The sequence below is a fragment of the Deinococcus radiophilus genome (assembly GCF_020889625.1).
GTDB lineage: Bacteria > Deinococcota > Deinococci > Deinococcales > Deinococcaceae > Deinococcus > Deinococcus radiophilus.
On sequence record NZ_CP086382.1, the window covers coordinates 155,973 to 171,737 of the forward strand.

15 protein-coding genes and 1 pseudogene are annotated in these 15,765 nt (G+C 62.1%); 12 read left to right on the forward strand and 4 right to left on the reverse strand.

The genetic code is table 11. From position 1 onward, the window contains the following. The first annotated feature begins 46 nt into the window (after positions 1 to 46). Complete coding sequence (locus tag LMT64_RS12950; protein WP_126353709.1) at positions 47 to 280, forward strand: CobW C-terminal domain-containing protein; 234 nt, start codon at positions 47 to 49, stop codon at positions 278 to 280. Positions 281 to 380: 100 nt separating this feature from the next. On the opposite strand, the gene LMT64_RS12955 is transcribed toward LMT64_RS12950, so the two are convergent. Then, the gene (locus LMT64_RS12955) at positions 381 to 662 is read right to left on the reverse strand and encodes a hypothetical protein (protein WP_126353708.1); all 282 of its coding nucleotides are present in this window, start codon (positions 660 to 662) and stop codon (positions 381 to 383) included. Between the two features lie 339 nt (positions 663 to 1,001). Here LMT64_RS12955 and LMT64_RS12960 point away from each other — a divergent pair, with 339 nt between their 5' ends. Together LMT64_RS12960 and LMT64_RS12965 are read left to right on the forward strand one after the other, a co-directional pair. After that, on the forward strand, positions 1,002 to 1,289 hold the full coding sequence (locus LMT64_RS12960; protein ID WP_229253533.1) for a transposase: 288 nt from the start codon (positions 1,002 to 1,004) through the stop codon (positions 1,287 to 1,289). A gap of 32 nt (positions 1,290 to 1,321) precedes the next feature. Further along, entirely contained in the window at positions 1,322 to 2,161 is an 840-nt protein-coding gene (locus LMT64_RS12965; protein WP_229253119.1) for an integrase core domain-containing protein, read from the forward strand. A gap of 128 nt (positions 2,162 to 2,289) precedes the next feature. Here the strand turns inward: LMT64_RS12965 and LMT64_RS12970 are convergent, their stop codons facing one another. Further along, positions 2,290 to 2,928, reverse strand: coding sequence for a D-glucuronyl C5-epimerase family protein (locus tag LMT64_RS12970; RefSeq protein ID WP_229253534.1), 639 nt, complete (start codon positions 2,926 to 2,928; stop codon positions 2,290 to 2,292). 141 nt (positions 2,929 to 3,069) lie between these two features. Continuing rightward, positions 3,070 to 4,184, reverse strand: a pseudogene (locus LMT64_RS12975) (IS3 family transposase). A 346-nt stretch (positions 4,185 to 4,530) separates the two neighbouring features. On the opposite strand from LMT64_RS12975, the gene LMT64_RS12980 reads away from it, so the two are divergent. The 6 genes from LMT64_RS12980 (at position 4,531) to LMT64_RS13005 (ending at position 10,622) form a co-directional block, all read left to right on the forward strand. Further along, positions 4,531 to 5,493, forward strand: a complete 963-nt coding sequence (locus LMT64_RS12980) for an ABC transporter substrate-binding protein (protein ID WP_126352174.1) — start codon at positions 4,531 to 4,533, stop codon at positions 5,491 to 5,493. Further along, positions 5,493 to 6,452 (forward strand): sucrase ferredoxin, encoded by a 960-nt coding sequence (locus LMT64_RS12985; protein ID WP_126352173.1) that lies wholly within the window; start codon positions 5,493 to 5,495, stop codon positions 6,450 to 6,452. The genes LMT64_RS12980 and LMT64_RS12985 overlap by 1 nt, the downstream gene beginning before the upstream one ends. Continuing rightward, positions 6,449 to 7,435, forward strand: coding sequence for a FecCD family ABC transporter permease (locus LMT64_RS12990; RefSeq protein WP_229253535.1), 987 nt, complete (start codon positions 6,449 to 6,451; stop codon positions 7,433 to 7,435). The genes LMT64_RS12985 and LMT64_RS12990 overlap by 4 nt, the downstream gene beginning before the upstream one ends. Then, the gene (locus LMT64_RS12995; RefSeq protein ID WP_126352171.1) at positions 7,435 to 8,472 is read left to right on the forward strand and encodes a FecCD family ABC transporter permease; all 1,038 of its coding nucleotides are present in this window, start codon (positions 7,435 to 7,437) and stop codon (positions 8,470 to 8,472) included. The genes LMT64_RS12990 and LMT64_RS12995 overlap by 1 nt, the downstream gene beginning before the upstream one ends. A 26-nt stretch (positions 8,473 to 8,498) precedes the next feature. Then, the gene (locus tag LMT64_RS13000) at positions 8,499 to 9,320 is read left to right on the forward strand and encodes an ABC transporter ATP-binding protein (RefSeq protein ID WP_324295883.1); all 822 of its coding nucleotides are present in this window, start codon (positions 8,499 to 8,501) and stop codon (positions 9,318 to 9,320) included. Between the two features lie 114 nt (positions 9,321 to 9,434). Beyond that, positions 9,435 to 10,622, forward strand: a complete 1,188-nt coding sequence (locus LMT64_RS13005; RefSeq protein ID WP_126352169.1) for a Gfo/Idh/MocA family oxidoreductase — start codon at positions 9,435 to 9,437, stop codon at positions 10,620 to 10,622. A 203-nt stretch (positions 10,623 to 10,825) separates the two neighbouring features. On the opposite strand, the gene LMT64_RS13010 is transcribed toward LMT64_RS13005, so the two are convergent. Continuing rightward, the gene (locus LMT64_RS13010) at positions 10,826 to 11,509 is read right to left on the reverse strand and encodes a DUF421 domain-containing protein (RefSeq protein WP_126352168.1); all 684 of its coding nucleotides are present in this window, start codon (positions 11,507 to 11,509) and stop codon (positions 10,826 to 10,828) included. Positions 11,510 to 11,667: 158 nt separating this feature from the next. On the opposite strand from LMT64_RS13010, the gene LMT64_RS13015 reads away from it, so the two are divergent. The 3 genes from LMT64_RS13015 to LMT64_RS13025 all read left to right on the forward strand — a co-directional run bounded on the left by LMT64_RS13015 (position 11,668) and on the right by LMT64_RS13025 (position 15,724). Then, positions 11,668 to 12,640 (forward strand): IS630 family transposase gene (locus LMT64_RS13015; RefSeq protein ID WP_229253457.1). Its coding sequence is split into 2 segments (ribosomal slippage): positions 11,668 to 12,090 and positions 12,092 to 12,640, totalling 972 coding nucleotides; the frame shifts between segments, so codons are not numbered across the junction. Positions 12,641 to 12,774: 134 nt separating this feature from the next. Then, positions 12,775 to 13,980 (forward strand): alanyl-tRNA editing protein, encoded by a 1,206-nt coding sequence (locus tag LMT64_RS13020; RefSeq protein ID WP_126352167.1) that lies wholly within the window; start codon positions 12,775 to 12,777, stop codon positions 13,978 to 13,980. 265 nt (positions 13,981 to 14,245) lie between these two features. Continuing rightward, complete coding sequence (locus tag LMT64_RS13025; RefSeq protein WP_126352166.1) at positions 14,246 to 15,724, forward strand: serine hydrolase; 1,479 nt, start codon at positions 14,246 to 14,248, stop codon at positions 15,722 to 15,724. Positions 15,725 to 15,765: the final 41 nt, after the last annotated feature.

Sequence of the window (15,765 nt, forward strand, 5' to 3'; positions counted from 1 at the left end):
TGAAGTCTCTTGAACCTGACTTTCACCAAAGCCTAGCAAGTCCAGTTTGCCTCAGAATATTATTCGCAGTAAGGGATGGATCAATCTGGGCGACGGTATGGCAACTCTGTGGAATCACACCGGCCAGCAGCTCGCACTCGAACAGGCCGGCACCTGGCAAGATCCATCCCAAGCGTTCAGCGAAATCGTGTTTATCGGGCAGGGGATGGACCCAGCGGCCCTAGACACTCTGCTGCGTGGAGCTTCCCAGCGGCGAGTCAGCCCGGCCGCATTCCGGTAACGGTTGTGGCAACTTATTGATAAGTAGGTCGTTGAGGGGCCGTCGACCATTCAGCGTGAGTCGGTCATTGGGCCGGGTCGGCCAGAGGGTAACCTTATCTTCAGCGTACAGGGTGCGCCGGGCTTCGTAGAGGCCGGTCGACCAGATTCATGCGGGTGAACCGATCGACGCTGAGCTTCTTGGGGAGCGAGCCTTGCAGCGCACGCTCAATAAGATTGAGGAGGGTGGCCTGCTGCTGGCGGCTGACCTGCAACACTTCCAGCATCCGGATGACGGCGGGCAGGGGCATGATGAGCCGCTGGGCCGTCTCAGGGTCATGCAGGTCTGGAAAGTGCTGCTTGGGCGGCTCGGCGGCGGCAGGAACGAAAGTGGCGCGTGCCATGAAACTCATTTCTAGGTCAACCCATATCACTGCCGGATTTTTATACGTCCAGAGCAGGTGAGGTGATCTAGCCTTCACGAGTCATCTTTCATCCCTAAAATCCCTTAGGTAAGAAGGAGCTCTGCTCATTCAAGCTACCTCTCGTTCTTGGGCGACCCTACCTCTACCCTCGATCCATTTTGGAGGGGCCTCCTCGTCGATTCTGTGGGCCCGTATTTTGTGACAAATCTGGCAAAGGATGCCCATGCATAGACATGGACAAGACCCGGGTAGTGGTACGCGAAATCCTTCCACATCGGCCCCACTTTTTAGGAGGGTGGGGCACACTGGAGGGAAGATATGGGAAAACAGCGCAAAACTTGGTCACCTGAACTCAAGGAGCAGCTTGTTCTGGCTGTCCTGAGCGGGGAGCACACCATCGCAGAAGCTGCTCGTGAATACGAGGTCAGCGAGAGCTTGATTCACACCTGGCGTGCCCAGTTTCTGGAAGCGGGCCGTGCCCGCCTCCAGGGAGCCAGGCCGGATGCGGCTCAAAAGAAGCTGAAGAAGGAAGTCCAGCAGCTCAAGGCCATCATTGCGGATAAGGAATTGTCGCTCTACATCGCAAAAAAAATCCGGGGTCTCTGAGCGTAGATGAACTCCTGGCGTGCTATCAGGAGTTGCTCAGAGACCACCCGAAGCTCAGCCTCAGTCAATTTGCGGCTGAGGTTGAGCGTCCATATCATGTCCTGCGCGATGCCCGGCAGAACGCAGAGCGTTCTGCACAGCGGACGGAGCGACGTCAGCACGTCCTGGAAGAGGTACGGCTGAAAGCCCTGGAAGAGCCACTCAGCGGCTACCGTCTGATTTATCAGGCCCTACAACAAGATGTTCTGCGGCCTGCTCCGGGCCTCCATACTGTTCGTCGCTGCATGGTGGAGTTGAAGGTGCAGCGCCCAGTTCCCAGAAAGAAGCGCCGTCTGCCGGTGTCCCCTACGCCTATCGTTCTCTGGCCAGCGGGCCGCCGAATTCAGATGGATGCCACACGGCTCAGCCTACCGGACGGGATCTGCTGGGCTTATCTTGTCCTGGACGTAGAAAGTCGCGCACTGCTGCACATTGAAGTGGTCCGGAATCTCTCTGCCAGCAGCGCGGTCACCGCGCTGCAACGAGGAGTCCATGTGCTGCACCATCTCGGCATAGACGAGCAGCTCCTGATCATGACTGATGGTGGCTCAGATTTTACGTCTGGCGCATTCCAGGCGGCCTGTCAGGAGCCGGGCAACTGGGTACGGGCCAAGGTCTCACAGAAGCGAGGAATGGGCATCCTGGAAAGGCTCAACCGGACCTTCAAATATGACGGCGTCTTCCGGGAAGAATTGACGAATATTGCCCAGCTTCGTGCGTTCAGCACGAAGTTTAAAAACTGGTACAACTCTGGAAGGAGACATTCCAGTCTGGGGTATGCCTACCCCTGGGTTAAACTGCTGGAAGCTACGGAATCTTCGAACGTGGCTTGAAGGATTTTCCGTACCACTACCGACACCTCCGTTTCTCCCGGCCAAAGGAACCCCCACCGGGCCGGGGCGGTGGGGAAAGGAAAAACCCCGCTCAGAGGCGGGGTGGAAGAATCGCTTACGGGCGCTACTTACTTAACGTAGCTTGACCAGCGAGTCTCATACAACTTAAGCGACCCTTTCCCTGTGGCTTCGTAAAGGGCGTGTAGCAGGTAAATATGAGCTGCATGATAGCGGGGAGCCACATGTGGGCCTTCCAGCTTCAGGGTGATGTGGGCCAAATCGTAGCTGGTGAAGCCGCCGATATCGTACAGCGGCAGCAGGTGATTCATGGCCTCTAGGCTGTTATCCAGCATTCGCTGGGCATCTTGCCTGGTGGTCGCTTCTGGAGCAGTCACCGACAAATCGTACAGTCCTAACATGGCAAACAGCGCCCCGTTTAGAGTGTACGTGCTGGGTTGGTTGGGGTATTCATCGGGGATGCCCAGTGCCGCCAGGCGTGGCGAGATAGCCTTGAGACTTGCCCAGGTGCCACCTTCTTCCACAGGCTTTTTCATGAACTTCAGCGCCCGTGCGGCTGCGGCTGCATACCGTTCGTCGTCGGTGAGTTTATAGGCACGTACCCATACACTGATGGCCTGACCTTGCGCCATGCCGCTCACCCAGCCAGGCTCCAGCATCTGCTTGGTGGCGTAATACCGGTAAGCAAAGGGGTAGCGGAGGGCACCCTCTTGATCTTGCATGGTCAGCAGGGCGTCTGCGTGAGCCAAGAATTTGCTGCGATCCAGAGAGTTGTTGGTCTTGAGGAAGCGCCCGTAATGACTCAGACCATACTGAGCCACCGTGACTGGGTTGAGATAGTGAGGGTGCCCCAAAAGCGGTACCAGTCGTTTTGCGAAACTCAGCTTACCTCAGCCCGCCTGCAACAGGCGGGCAAATTCGTTCGGAGTCTGTCCATTCAGTGAAGTGTGTGGCCTGACATCGTTGTAGTCCTCACGCCAGCGGCGAAGAATCAGACGGGCCTGATCCAGATTCTGAAACCAGTGGAGGTTCAGGCATTCATCCCGAACACGTCCATTGAAACTTTCGATATAGGCGTTTTCGACGGGTTTTCCCGGTCGAATGAAGTGGTGCATGATGTCGCACTTATGGGTCCAGAGTTCCAGGGCTCTCCCTGTAAATTCTGGGCCATTGTCGGTCGTAATAGCCTGTGGTGCACCACGGAACCGCACCACAGCTTCCAGAGCAGTCACGACATCGTGCCCTGTGATGGACGTTCCAGCCTGCATCACCAGGCACTCCCTGGTAAAGTCATCCACCACGTTCAGCACACGAAATCGCTGACCAGATGCGAGCTGGTCTGTCATGAAATCCAGGCTCCAACGCTGATTAGGAGCAGAAACCTGTGGTTTCTGCTGACGCTCCCCAACATTGAGCTTCCTGCGCTCCTTCTTCCGAACGGCTAGCCCTTCGGCACGATAGATGCGGTACACACGCTTATGGTTCACGTTCAAACCTTCTCGGCCCAGCATCAGGTGAAGTCTTCGGTATCCAAAGCGTGGCCGTTCCCGTGCCAGTGCACGTAAACGTTCGACCAGAACCAGATCTTTTACTCTCTCTGGGCTTTTTCTTCTATAGGTCGTGCGCGAGAAGCCCAGGGCCCGACAGACTCGACGTTCACTCACGGCGAAGGTGTCCTTCAGGAAGATCGCTATCTGTTTTTTGAGAGGTGTCCTCGCCTGGGACGTGGTCCCAGGCCCTACCACGTTCGTCCAACCACCTCTTTCAGCATGGCGTTGTCCAGCGAAAGGTCAGCAACCAGCTTTTTGAGACGCTGGTTTTCCGCCTCCAGCTGACGAAATTGACGGGCTTCGTCTTTGGTCATGCCACCGTACTTGGCTTTCCAGCGATAAATCGTCCCTGGCGCGACTCCATGAAGTCGCGCCAAATCGCTTATAGGCGTGCCCGCCTCAAGCTGTCCAAGGATGTCCAGAATATGTGCTTCGGTATACCGTTTGCCGTTCATATGCCTCCCAGTCTGCTCCTGAATTCGCAATCAGACTGGCACCGAAAACAGGGGCAAGGTCATGGAACGCTTGCACCAGATTTCGCCAGAAGTGCTCCGGGCCGGAACAGCCAGCCAAGAGAACGCCCACTAGCACGCGATGTGTCTGTGTGCGTTTCTGCCGGTGCCTGCCTCTTCCGGTTGTTCCACTTTCTCAGCAGACCCTCTGTAGATTCAAGAATAAATACAAACACCACATTTACAGCGCGCTCAACCGTAACCCAGTTCTCAATACTTGACTAAACTGGTCGGAATAGCTCAGCATAGGCGGCATCGGGCTGCGCTGGCAGCCGGAGAGGATACAATCATGAAGAACTCCCCCCTGATCCTGGCCGCTGCGCTGAGCCTGGGCCTGGCTGGTCTGGCCGCGGCCCAAAATACCCCTTTGATCATCACCCACGACGAGGGTACCGCCCAGATTGAAGCCGAGCCACAGCGCCTGCTGGTCATGGATGAAGAGGCTTTGGGCTGGCTGTATGCCCTGAACCTGGGTGACCGGGTGGTGGGCCTGGGCAGCTCCTATATCGCCCCTGACATGCTCGAAGGCGGCAATGTGCGTGCTGATGTGACGGACCGCGGCTTTTTCTCGCATGGCCGCCTGAACGACGTCACCTATGTGGGCAGCTGGGAAGCGCCCAATTTGGAGACCATCACTGCACTGGACCCCGACCTGGTGGTCCGGCTGACCTGGGACGGCAACGAGAACTATGACAAACTCTCAGCCGTGGCTCCGACCCTGGGCTACAAGGAAGGCGGCCCCAACTTCTGGCGCAAGGCCGTCACCGACCTGGGCGAGATCTTCGGACGCCAGGAGCGGGCCGAGCAGATCATCGCGCTGCCCGACAACGTGAACCGCTACAACCGCAATGCGCTGGACGTGGCAGGCGTGCTGGACCGTTTTCCCAAAGTGGTCGTGGTCGCGCCTTTTCCGGGTGGCAGCAACTGGGTCTACACCAGCACCCGCTTGATTGAAGACCTGCGGGCCCTCGGCTTTGAGGACGGCATCAGCCTGGATGACGTGACCCTGGGGGTGGGTGCCCAGGTGAGTGAAGAAGCCCTGCTGGGCTTAGGCGACGACACCCTGGTGGTCGTGTTCCCCCCTGGCGGTGAATACGACGGCTCAGACGAGTTCCTGAGCAGCGCGGTGGGTCAACGCCTGAAAGATCAGCTGGTGGTCTACAAGCCCGAGGAGTTCAGCCCCTACTCTGGTCCCCTGACCCAGGCCCGCAACTCCAACCTGGTGACCAAAGCCATTCTGGACACCTTCTGATGCCAGGGGGTGCGGCGCGTCTGCCGCTGTGTGCCGACGTGTCGCGCCGCAGTGGCGAGTCGCCGCACGGCTCGGCCCACCGCTGGGACACCTGCATTGCCTTCGAGTCGCCAGTGCGTGAGTGGGATGCCCTGCGCGACCTGGCACGGATGTCCGAGGTCCAGCGCCGCGCGCTGGAAGGGCTGTCCGATTGGTCCTCCCACAGCGGCCTGGGCTACGGCTGGCTGATGTTTGCCCCGGCGGATCCGGCCGCGTTTGACCCGACCCGGCGGCGCGTGCGGGTCTATACCCGTCCAGCCGGGGCGTTTGCGGAATATCGGCAGCGCGACTATCTGGCCGATGAGGACGCCCTCTGGGCGCTGTTCTTGCAGTACGCGGCCGGGGTCGGGGTGAGTCAGGCCCGGGAAATTGCACCACTACAGCTTTCCGACTGGTATCTGTGTACCCACGGGCGGGTGGACAGTGCCTGTGGGAAATACGGCGCAGCGTTGCTGCGGCAGCTCCCTGAACACCGACTGTACCGGACCTCGCACTTTGGCGGTCATCAGTATGCGCCCACCCTGCTGGAACTTCCGGCGGGGCGTTCCTGGGGCCATCTCACGCCCGAACTGACCCGGCAACTGCTCGAACGGTCCGGCGATGGCCGCGCCCTGGCCCCCTACTACCGGGGTTGGTCGGCGTTGCCTGAAGCCGCACAGCGGGCGGACGCTGCCGCTTTCGCTCAGTACGGCTGGCGCTGGCTGGACGCTCCACGCTGCGCCGAGGTCAGCTGGGAGGGGGAGGCAGGCTTCAGCGTGCGGCTCCAAGCCGAGGCGTATGGGGCTCAGCCGTCTCTTGCACTGGAAGCCACCGGAGAACGCACCCACGTGTTGCAGCTTCCCGGCAGCTCGCACTCACCTGACCTGTTTCCGGCTCCGCAGTACCGGGTGACGCTGCGCGAAGTCCAGGAGAGCGCATGACCCTAGCCCGGGTACCCGTAATGGTGTGGTACGCCGCTGCCGCCCTGCTTCTGGGTGTGGCGGCGCTGGCCTCGCTGGTCTACGGTGTCCTGCAGATTCCAGCGGCAGAGGTGCTGCGCGCCTTGCAACATCCGGATGAGAGCCGCGCCAGCCTGGCGGTCTGGGACCTGCGCTTTCCGCGTCTGCTGGCTGCCGGGCTGGCTGGCTCGGCGCTGGCGGTCAGTGGCACTCTCTTGCAGGGCGTGACCCGCAATCCCCTGAGTGACCCTGGCATCCTCGGTGTGGAGGCGGGCGCAGCCCTGGGCCTCAGTGCTGCGCTGATCCTGTGGCCTGCCCTAGGACTGCTGAGTGTGCCGCTCGCCTTTGTCGGGGGCTTGCTGGCCGCCGGGGTCACGTTGGCTTTCGCCTCACGCCCGGGCCTCAGCCCACTGCGGCTGACCCTCAGCGGGGTGGCGGTGGCGGCGGTCTGCAGGCGCCTCACGTGGGGAATGCAACTGCTCTGGCCGGACCGGGCCCAGCCCGCGCTGCTGGCCCTGGGGGGCAGTGTAGCGGGACGCACCTGGGAGGACCTGTCGCAGACCTGGTTCTGGCTGCTGCTCCCGCTTGTTCTCGCCCTCACCGTGGGGAGCCGGGTCAATCTGCTGGCTCTGGGTGACGATGTGGCCCGCAGCCTGGGCCGCGACCCCCGCCGCGAGTTGCTGCTGCTGAGCCTGTTGGGCGTCCTGCTGGCCGCCGGGGCAGTGGCGCTGTGCGGCCCCGTAGGGTATGTCGGGCTGCTGGTCCCGCACCTCGCACGCGCCCTGGTGGGGCTGGATCACCGCCGCTCATTGCCGCTGGCCGCGCTTTTAGGCGCCGCCCTGGTGATCGCTGCCGATGTGGCCGCCCGCCTGATCGACGCCCCGGCGGAGACTCCGATCGCCATCTTGATCGCGGCGCTGGGGACGCCCTTTTTCGTGTGGCTGGCCCGTCAGGTGCGTGCCTGATGCTCGGCCAGAATGTCAGAAAGCAAGAAAGAAAGCCAAGTGTGGGGCTGGGCGTTGCCGCGCCGCTCCTTGTGACGCTGCTGCTCTTGCTGCTGGTGCTGGCCGTGGTCGCGCTGGGTCTGGGTGCTGTTGCCACGCCACCCGCCGACGTTCTGGCGACCCTGCTGGGTGGCGGCAGCGAACTGACCCGCCGTCTGGTGCTGGAACTGCGTTTGCCGCGTGTGCTAGCAGCAGCGCTGGGGGGGGCGATGTTCGCGGTGAGCGGCACGCTGCTGCAAGCGGTGGTCCGCAACCCGCTCGCCAGTCCAGACATTGTCGGGGTGGGGGCCGGGGCAGGCCTGGCCGTCACGCTGCTGCTCCTGGTTTTTCCGCAGGCGCCGGACGGGTTGATGCCCTGGGGCGGCTTCTTGGGAGCCTGGCTGGCCTTCGGTGCGGTCACGCTGCTGGCCCGGGACGGTCTGCGTCTGCCTCCGGTGCGGCTGGCCCTGCTTGGGGTGGCGGTGGGGGCCGCGTGCGCCGCCCTGCAACAGCTGATTCTGCTGCGGGCGCCCGACCCGATTGGCGGGGCCCTGGCCTTCCTGTCAGGGAGTGTGTACGGCGCGGGCTGGGAGCATCTGACCCGGATGCTGCCCTGGGCTCTGGTGTTACTGCCCGCTGCCTGGTTGCTGCACCGCCGCCTGGACCTGCTGACCTTTAGTGAGGACACCGCTCTGGCCCTGGGCCACCGCACCTGGCTGGGCCGCCTGGTGGCCGTCAGCACTGGCGTGGGCTTGGCGGCGGCGGCAGTGACGTCCTGTGGCGTACTGGGCTTCGTGGGCCTGGTGGCCCCGCACCTGGCGCGGCTGCTGACCGGGGGGCTGCACGCAGCGCACCTGCCCGTCTCGGCGCTGCTGGGAGCCCTGCTGGTGCTGGGGGCCGATACCCTGGGGCGGATGTTGCTGCCTCCCCTAGAGGTTCCGGCTGGGCTCCTGACCACCTTGATCGGTGCGCCTTATTTTCTGTATCTGTTGCGTCAGTCCTCCCGGATGGGGGCCTGATGCCTGTCTCAAAAGGAGTTGTGCCCGTGTCTCATCCCACTGAACCTATTCCCCCTGCCCCGCTGGGCGCCGAGCATCTGCGCCTAGGCTACGGTGGCCAGGACATCCTGCACGACCTGAGCTTCGCGGTCCGTGGCGGGGCTGTCACTTCGCTGGTGGGAGCCAACGGCTGCGGCAAGTCTACCCTGCTGCGTGCCTTGTCGCGTTTGCTGTCGCCCAGTGGGGGTCAGGTGCTGCTGGACGGCGCCGACCTGCACCGCCTGACCCCAAAGGCGGTGGCCCGCAAGCTGGCCATTCTGCCGCAGGGTCCGGTGGCCCCGGAGGGATTGAGCGTAGAGCAGCTGGTCTGGTTCGGGCGCCACCCCCACCAGGGCCGCTGGGGCGGGCGCACTGCCGCCGACACCGAGCAGGTTGCCTGGGCTCTGGCCCAGACCGGCATGACTGCTTTTGCCGGTCGTCCGCTGGAGGCGCTCAGTGGTGGGCAGCGCCAGCGGGCCTGGATCGCCATGAGCCTGGCCCAGAGTACGCCGGTGCTGCTGCTGGATGAACCGACCACCTATCTAGACCTCAGCCACCAGCTGGAAGTGCTGGAACTGGTCCAGCGCCTCAACCGGGAACAGGGCAAAACGGTGGTCATGGTGCTGCACGATCTGAATCAGGCGGTGCGTTATTCGGACGAACTGATTGCCGTGCAGGGGGGACGCATCTATGCCCAGGGTGACCCTGCCGCGCTGCTGACCGATGATCTGCTGCGTGACGTGTTCGGCCTCAAGGCCCACCGCCTGACCGACCCCGATACGGGCCGCCCTCACATCATCCCCTACGCTGTGGCGCGGGTCCTGCCCTGAAGAAATGGGGAGAGTGGGGAGGCAGGCACATTACCGTCAGATATGTAATATGCGAGTTACAAAATTAAGGCAACAACCTAACATCCACCGTCACCACCATTTACACTGCTCAGCATGAGCATTCGCGTGGCCATCATCGGCTGTGGCAACCGGGGGGCCGACGTATATGCCCACCACCTGACCGAGCAAGGTGCAACCATCACCCACCTGATTGACCCCAAGCCTGAGCGTCTACGGGAAGTGGCCGAACGCCTAGGTATAGCTGCAAACCACTGCTTCACGGATGCCAGGAAGTTCTTCACACTGGGCCAAGTCGCTGACGCTGTGGTGATCGCCACCCCAGACGACCAGCATGTTCTTCCCTGCCTGGATGCCTTACGGCTGGGCTATGACGTCCTGCTGGAGAAACCCATCTGCCTGAGCGAAAGCGACCTGGATCTGCTGCTGAGCGCTGAAGAGGCTTCGACAGGACGCGTGAGCGTGTGCCATGTGCTGCGGGCCACACCCTTTTTCCGTGAAGTGGCCCAGGTCATAGGCTCGGGGCAGCTGGGCCAGCTGATAGGCATCATGCTCACTGAGAACGTCGCCCATTGGCATTACGCCCACTCCTACGTCCGGGGCAACTGGCGTTCCTCTCCCCCGGCAGCACCCTTCTTATTGGCCAAGAGCGTGCATGATCTGGACCTGCTGCGGTGGTGGGCCGGCTCTGCGCCTGAGCGGGTGCAATCGGTAGGCCATCTGCATCACTTCCGCCCCGAAATGGCCCCAGCAGAAGCAGCGGCACAGTGCCTCGACTGCCCGGTCATGGGCTGCCCTTCAGACGCGAGGACCATTTACCGGACCCGCGACCCCCACACCTGGCCCGTCACGGTTCTGACTGCCGGGGGGCGCACGCTGGAGCAAGCCCTGCGCGAATCGCCCTATGGAGAGTGTGTCTACCTGGGCAAAAACAATGTCTGTGACCACCAAGCGGTCACGGTGCAGTTCGCTTCCGGCGTTACAGCGCAACTCACCGTCACTGCTTTTACCCGCAACAACACCCGCACCCTCAAAGTGGTCGGCTCGCACGGCGAACTGCGCGGCCAGATGGACTACGGCGAACTGGAATGGCACGACTTCCGCACCGGCCAATGCCAACGCTGGAGCGTGGATGTCACCGGAAATCACGGTGGTGGCGACCGGGCACTGGTGGCCGACTGGCTGGCTTACCTGCGTAGAGAAGCACCACTTCCGACTCCTCTCAGCGAATCGCTGGACTCCCACCGCATGGCCTTTGCGGCAGAGCGGGACCGGAAACAGTGAACTTTCGCTGTGATCTGAACAGCCAAATGGTCGTCGCCGGCGCAGTCTGCCAGAGCAAAAGCATACTCAGGAAATAAGTTGAGGAATGACGTACAGGAGTCGCCTATGGATAGGCGACTCCTGAGGGGATGATGCTTGTTTGCTTTGCATAATTTTGTAATTCGCATACTATTCTCAGCTCCACACCTTTTACATCCACCCACTTAAACCAGTACGTCATGAACAGCCGGGGCTGTCCCCTTTTCACCACAAGTACAGGCAACAGTCTGGGCTGGGGCACCACAGCGCCTGCAAAGCGCCAGATCATTTGGGCCAGCTGCCGGTGGCGGTTCCAGATCCCAGGGAGGGGCCACTTGCAAGCCTGGAGGCGCCTGGCCGGGAGGATGACAGAACACACTAAAAGTACCGTTTTGCTCCAGATAGGCCCGCTGCACTTCACCCAGCTGCCGCACCCCCTCGTTACGCAGTGCCTCAAAAACGTCACCATGACTGAGCTTGGCCGTTCGCATCGTTTCGGTCTGCAACACTCCATTGCGGATCAGTTCCAGCGGAGTGCCTTCCAGCAGGGTCTCGGCCTGCTCATTGCGGACAATCAGATAAGACACACCACGCTGCAGTGCCACCACCAGGGCCAGCGTCAGCATCCCGTGAAGCAGCGGCACCTCGGGATAGAACATCGGGTCCCCAGCAGCCGAGCCCAGCGCGATCACGATCGCCAGTTCCAGGGGACCCAGTTGGGCCAGGCTCCGTTGCCCAGCGAAGCGCAGCAGCGCCAGCAGCCACAGAAACATGATGGTGGTGCGCACCGCGATTTCCAGCATGAACAACGGGGTCAGGTCCCCGATCAGCATGCGCTGAAGGTCCAAAACCTGAACTTCAGCACTCATGGATTCACCGCAGGACCAAAATGAAATGTAGGGTGCATTTGCCCAGTGTAGAGAAATTGACCGAACATGCTCTTATTGATAACGCGGTAAGTTCACGACAGAGTTAGACTGAAACCGTGAGTGAGGTTTGGCGGCCCAGCCGATGGACACGTCAGCAGATGGAAGAGCGGCGACTCGCCGCTCTTCCGATGCTCTCCGATATGACCCTGTCCTCCAAGACGATTGCCCAGCGTTTTGGTGTCAGCGCCAGCACTGTTCGTACCTGGCGGCAGCGCTTACGACATGGCGATACCCTTGAAGCTACTTTCTCCTCTGGACGTCCCTCCTTTCTCACCGATCACCAAGTGGCTGAAATCATGGCGATGATTGAGGCAGGGCCAGATCCACAGCGTTTTCCAGACGGGCGCTGGACTACCGCACGTATTCGCGACGAGATTGGATGCAGATATGGTGTCTGGTATGACCACGACTGGGTCGGAAAGCTGCTGTTACGCTGGGGCTTTTCCTGGCAGAAAGCAGAAAAACGCCCGTTGGAACAGAATGCTGAGCAGGTCGACGCTTGGCTGGAAGCAGAGCTTCCAGTCCTGGAAAAAAAAGATAGATGATGGTGAAACCATCGTCTGGGCCGATGAAGTCGGAATCAGTATGAAGCCCGTGATTGGCAACACCTGGGCCACGCGTGGTCAGACCCCAGTGATTCTGGCCAAGACCAATTGGAAAAAGCTCTCCGTGATTGGCGGGATTACGTCTAAGGGCCAGTTTTTCCAGCAGACACACGAAGGGTCGGTCAAAGCGATGGGCTTCATCGCATTTTTGACGCATCTGATGCGACACATCAAGGGGAAGATCACTGTTGTGGTGGACAACGCTAAAATCCATAAGGCGAAGGCCGTTTCGGCCTTCGTATCACAACATGAACGACTGAGCCTAACGTACCTGCCACCGTACAGCCCTGAACTCAACCCCATTGAACGAGTGTGGGCCTATGTCAAACACCACCAACTCGCCAATTTTTGCCCAGAGACGCTGGAGCAACTCAAGGCTTACCTCCGTACGGTATGGCCGAAAATCCGCTATCGGCAACTCCCAGCCAAATTGCTAGGTATCTACCCTGAAGTGTTACCGACTTAGCACGTCATCAATAGGAGCACCGACCAGCAATGATCCTGACATCCCCGGCAGCTGGACAGGAACTGAGGAACCATGGGCGTGAGCGTGAGCACCAGTTGTCTGAGGGTCAGGCCCGTTGGTCTACACTGCCCGGCATGACCTCTTCGGCACTGCCGCCCACCCTCCGTCTGGATCACCACGAGCCACTGGCCCTGACTTTTACCGCGCAGGTTCTGGCGGTGCAAGAAGGCCTGGTGGCCCTGGACCGCTCCGCATTTTATCCGCAGGGGGGCGGGCAAAATGCCGATACCGGCTGGCTGTCGGCTGGGGAGCAGCGCTGGGCCGTGGCAGACACCGCACTGGACAAGGGGACCGGAGTGGTCTGGCATACGCTCTCTGAAAACGACCTTCCCGCCGTCGGGACACAGGTCACGGGCGAGCTGGACGCGCCACGCCGCTTGCGGCAGATGGCCCGCCACACCGGCGAGCACCTGCTGGCGCAGGCCTTTTACCAGGTAAACCCCGCTTTTGAAGTGGCGGCGGTGGGCATGCGCGGGCCAGACTGCACCCTGGACCTGCGCGGTTCCCCCAATGTCAAGGACGCCCAAGCGGCTGAGGCGCTGCTGCGTGAACTGCTGGTGGCCGGGCCGCTGCCGCTCCACACCCGGCTGGTGCCGCATACCGACCTGGCAGCCTACGGCCTGCGCCGGGAAACGACCCTGACTGGCGACGTACGCCTGGTGATGTTCGGAGATGAACAGGCTCCCTTCGACGTATCGGCCTGTGCGGGGTGCCACCTGCCGCTGGGCAACCTCGCCGCGCCGATCACCGTGCTGGGGATGGAGCGGATCAAGGCCGGCCTGACCCGCGTGACTTTCCGCACCGGACCCGAGGCCGCCGAGTACCTGGGCCAGGTCTACCGTGACACCCGCGCCCTGGCCCAGAGCTTCAGTACCAGCCCGGAGGGTCTAACCGGTCGGGTCGAGGCCCTCCGGGCGGAGCGCAGCACCCTGGCCGCCGAGAATACGGCCTTGCGGGAGGCACTCGCGGGAGCATTGGTGCAGGCCAGTCCACTGCGCGAAGTAGGCAAGGTCACGCTGCGGCTGCTGAACCTTCCAGACGCGGCACTGCTGGCCCCAGCCCTGAGCGATCTGGAGATGGGCGAGGTCAGGGCTGCAGTGGCCGGGAGCCGCTGTGGGGTCGCAAGTGCCGCAGAGGGAGTGAACGCCAGCGAAGTGTTGCGCTCAGCGCTGGAAACTTGTGGCGGGCGCGGTGGCGGCCATGCCACCCTGGCCCAAGGACAGGTAGAACGCAGCGAGGACTTTCTGGACCTGATTGCCAGGCGTATCGGAGAGGCCTGACCAGGCTCAGTACGGTTGAGAAGGAGGTGATCAGCCGGACCGCTCAGAGCGTCATAGGCGGGATAAAGGCGAAGTTCCAGTGCCGCAGACCCTAAGCAGCTGCGACTGGGCGGCGGGCACATCACCTCAGCAGCGCAACGGATTGCGGCGGCTCTGTACAGTTATCCCGTTGACTGAACCGGTCACACCTCGCTGCCACTTCACTGCCGCCCACATGAACGAATCCGGACCAGACCACCTCTACCGACTCAGGTATGCTCAGGGTATGCGGAATTACATTCTCAGTGCGGCAGCCCTGATGCTGTCAGCCACGGCCCACGCCGCTCCCCTGACCGCCGCCCAGGCCACCGAGCAACTGCTGGGCGCGGGGCAAATTCAGGCCGAATGGTTCACGCCTGAGTTTCTGCAGATGGCCCCCCTGGACTTGATTCAGGCCCAGCTGGGCAGCCTGGAAGATCAGCTGGGGGCCTTTCAGACGGTAGAAACCCTGGACGGCGGCGGCCTGGTCGCTGTGTACGAGCGAGGGCGCCTGCGGGTGCAGGCCGAGGTGGACGCCCAGGGGCGACTGGCCCTATTCGGTGCCGTACCTGAGGACCCGGTCCAGACCGAGACCATCCTGGCACAGCAACTGGAAGGGGGCCGCGCCGCGCTGGACCAAATCCTGCGGGGACGCCTGGCCGCCGAGTATTTCGCGCCCAGTTTCCTGTCCGAGATTCCCGCTGAGGAACTGGCCGCGCTAATGGACAATTTGGAGGCCGAATACGGGGCCTATCAGGGCGTGAAGGTCACTGGGCGGGGCTGGACCGCACAGTTTGAGCGCGGCGAGGTGCCGGTGTCCGGCTTTCAGGTGGACCGCGAAGGCCGCGTGATTCTACTGCAGTTTCAGCCCACGGTCACCTTTACCGACCTGGACGAAGCCCGCGCGGCCTTTGCGGCGCTGCCGGGCGAAGTCAGCCTGCTGGTGCGTCCGCTGGACGGTGGGAATCAGGGCGTCAGCCTCAATGCGGGGCAGTATCTGGCGGTCGGATCCACCTTCAAGCTGGCCATTTTGGGCGAACTGCAGGCCCGGATTGCCCGCGGTGAAATGCGCTGGGAGGACGAGCTGACCCTGACCGACGCCGAGAGGAGCCTGCCCAGTGGCACCTTGCAAGAAGCCCCCGCAGGCCGCCGTTACACCCTGCGCGACCTGGCGGACCGCATGATCCGCGACAGCGACAACACCGCCACCGACCTGCTGATGGCCCATGTGGGCGCCGAGGCGGTCAGCCGCCGCCTGGGTCAGGTGGCCGCGCCGAATACCCGGCAAGCCTTCACCCTCAAGGCCCCGGAGAATCTGGATCTGCTCCGGGCCTACCGCACGGCAGGGCTGGACGCTACGGCCCGCCGCGCCGTGCTCGCCGAGGCTCAGGCGCGGCCACTTCCCGGTGTGGCTGCCTTTGTAGGCGGCAAACCCCTGGCCCGCGATGTGGAATGGTTCATCACCACTCAGCAGGCCTGTGACCTGCTGGCCGAGGTGGCCGCGCTGCCTTCCACCCAGTTAAATCCTGGCGTCGCCGAGAAAGAGCAGTTCCGGCAAGTGAGCTACAAGGGCGGCAGCGAAATCGGCGTGCTGAATCTGACCACCCAGCTCACCAACCGGGCCGGGCAGCGCTACTGCGTGTCGGCCACCTGGAACGATGCCCAGGCGTTGAACGACGCACAGTTTATCGGGCTGTATCAGGGCGTGCTGCGGCTGCTGGAATAACGGCGCCAGGCGACAAAAGGGACCCTGCCAGCCGGGGATCC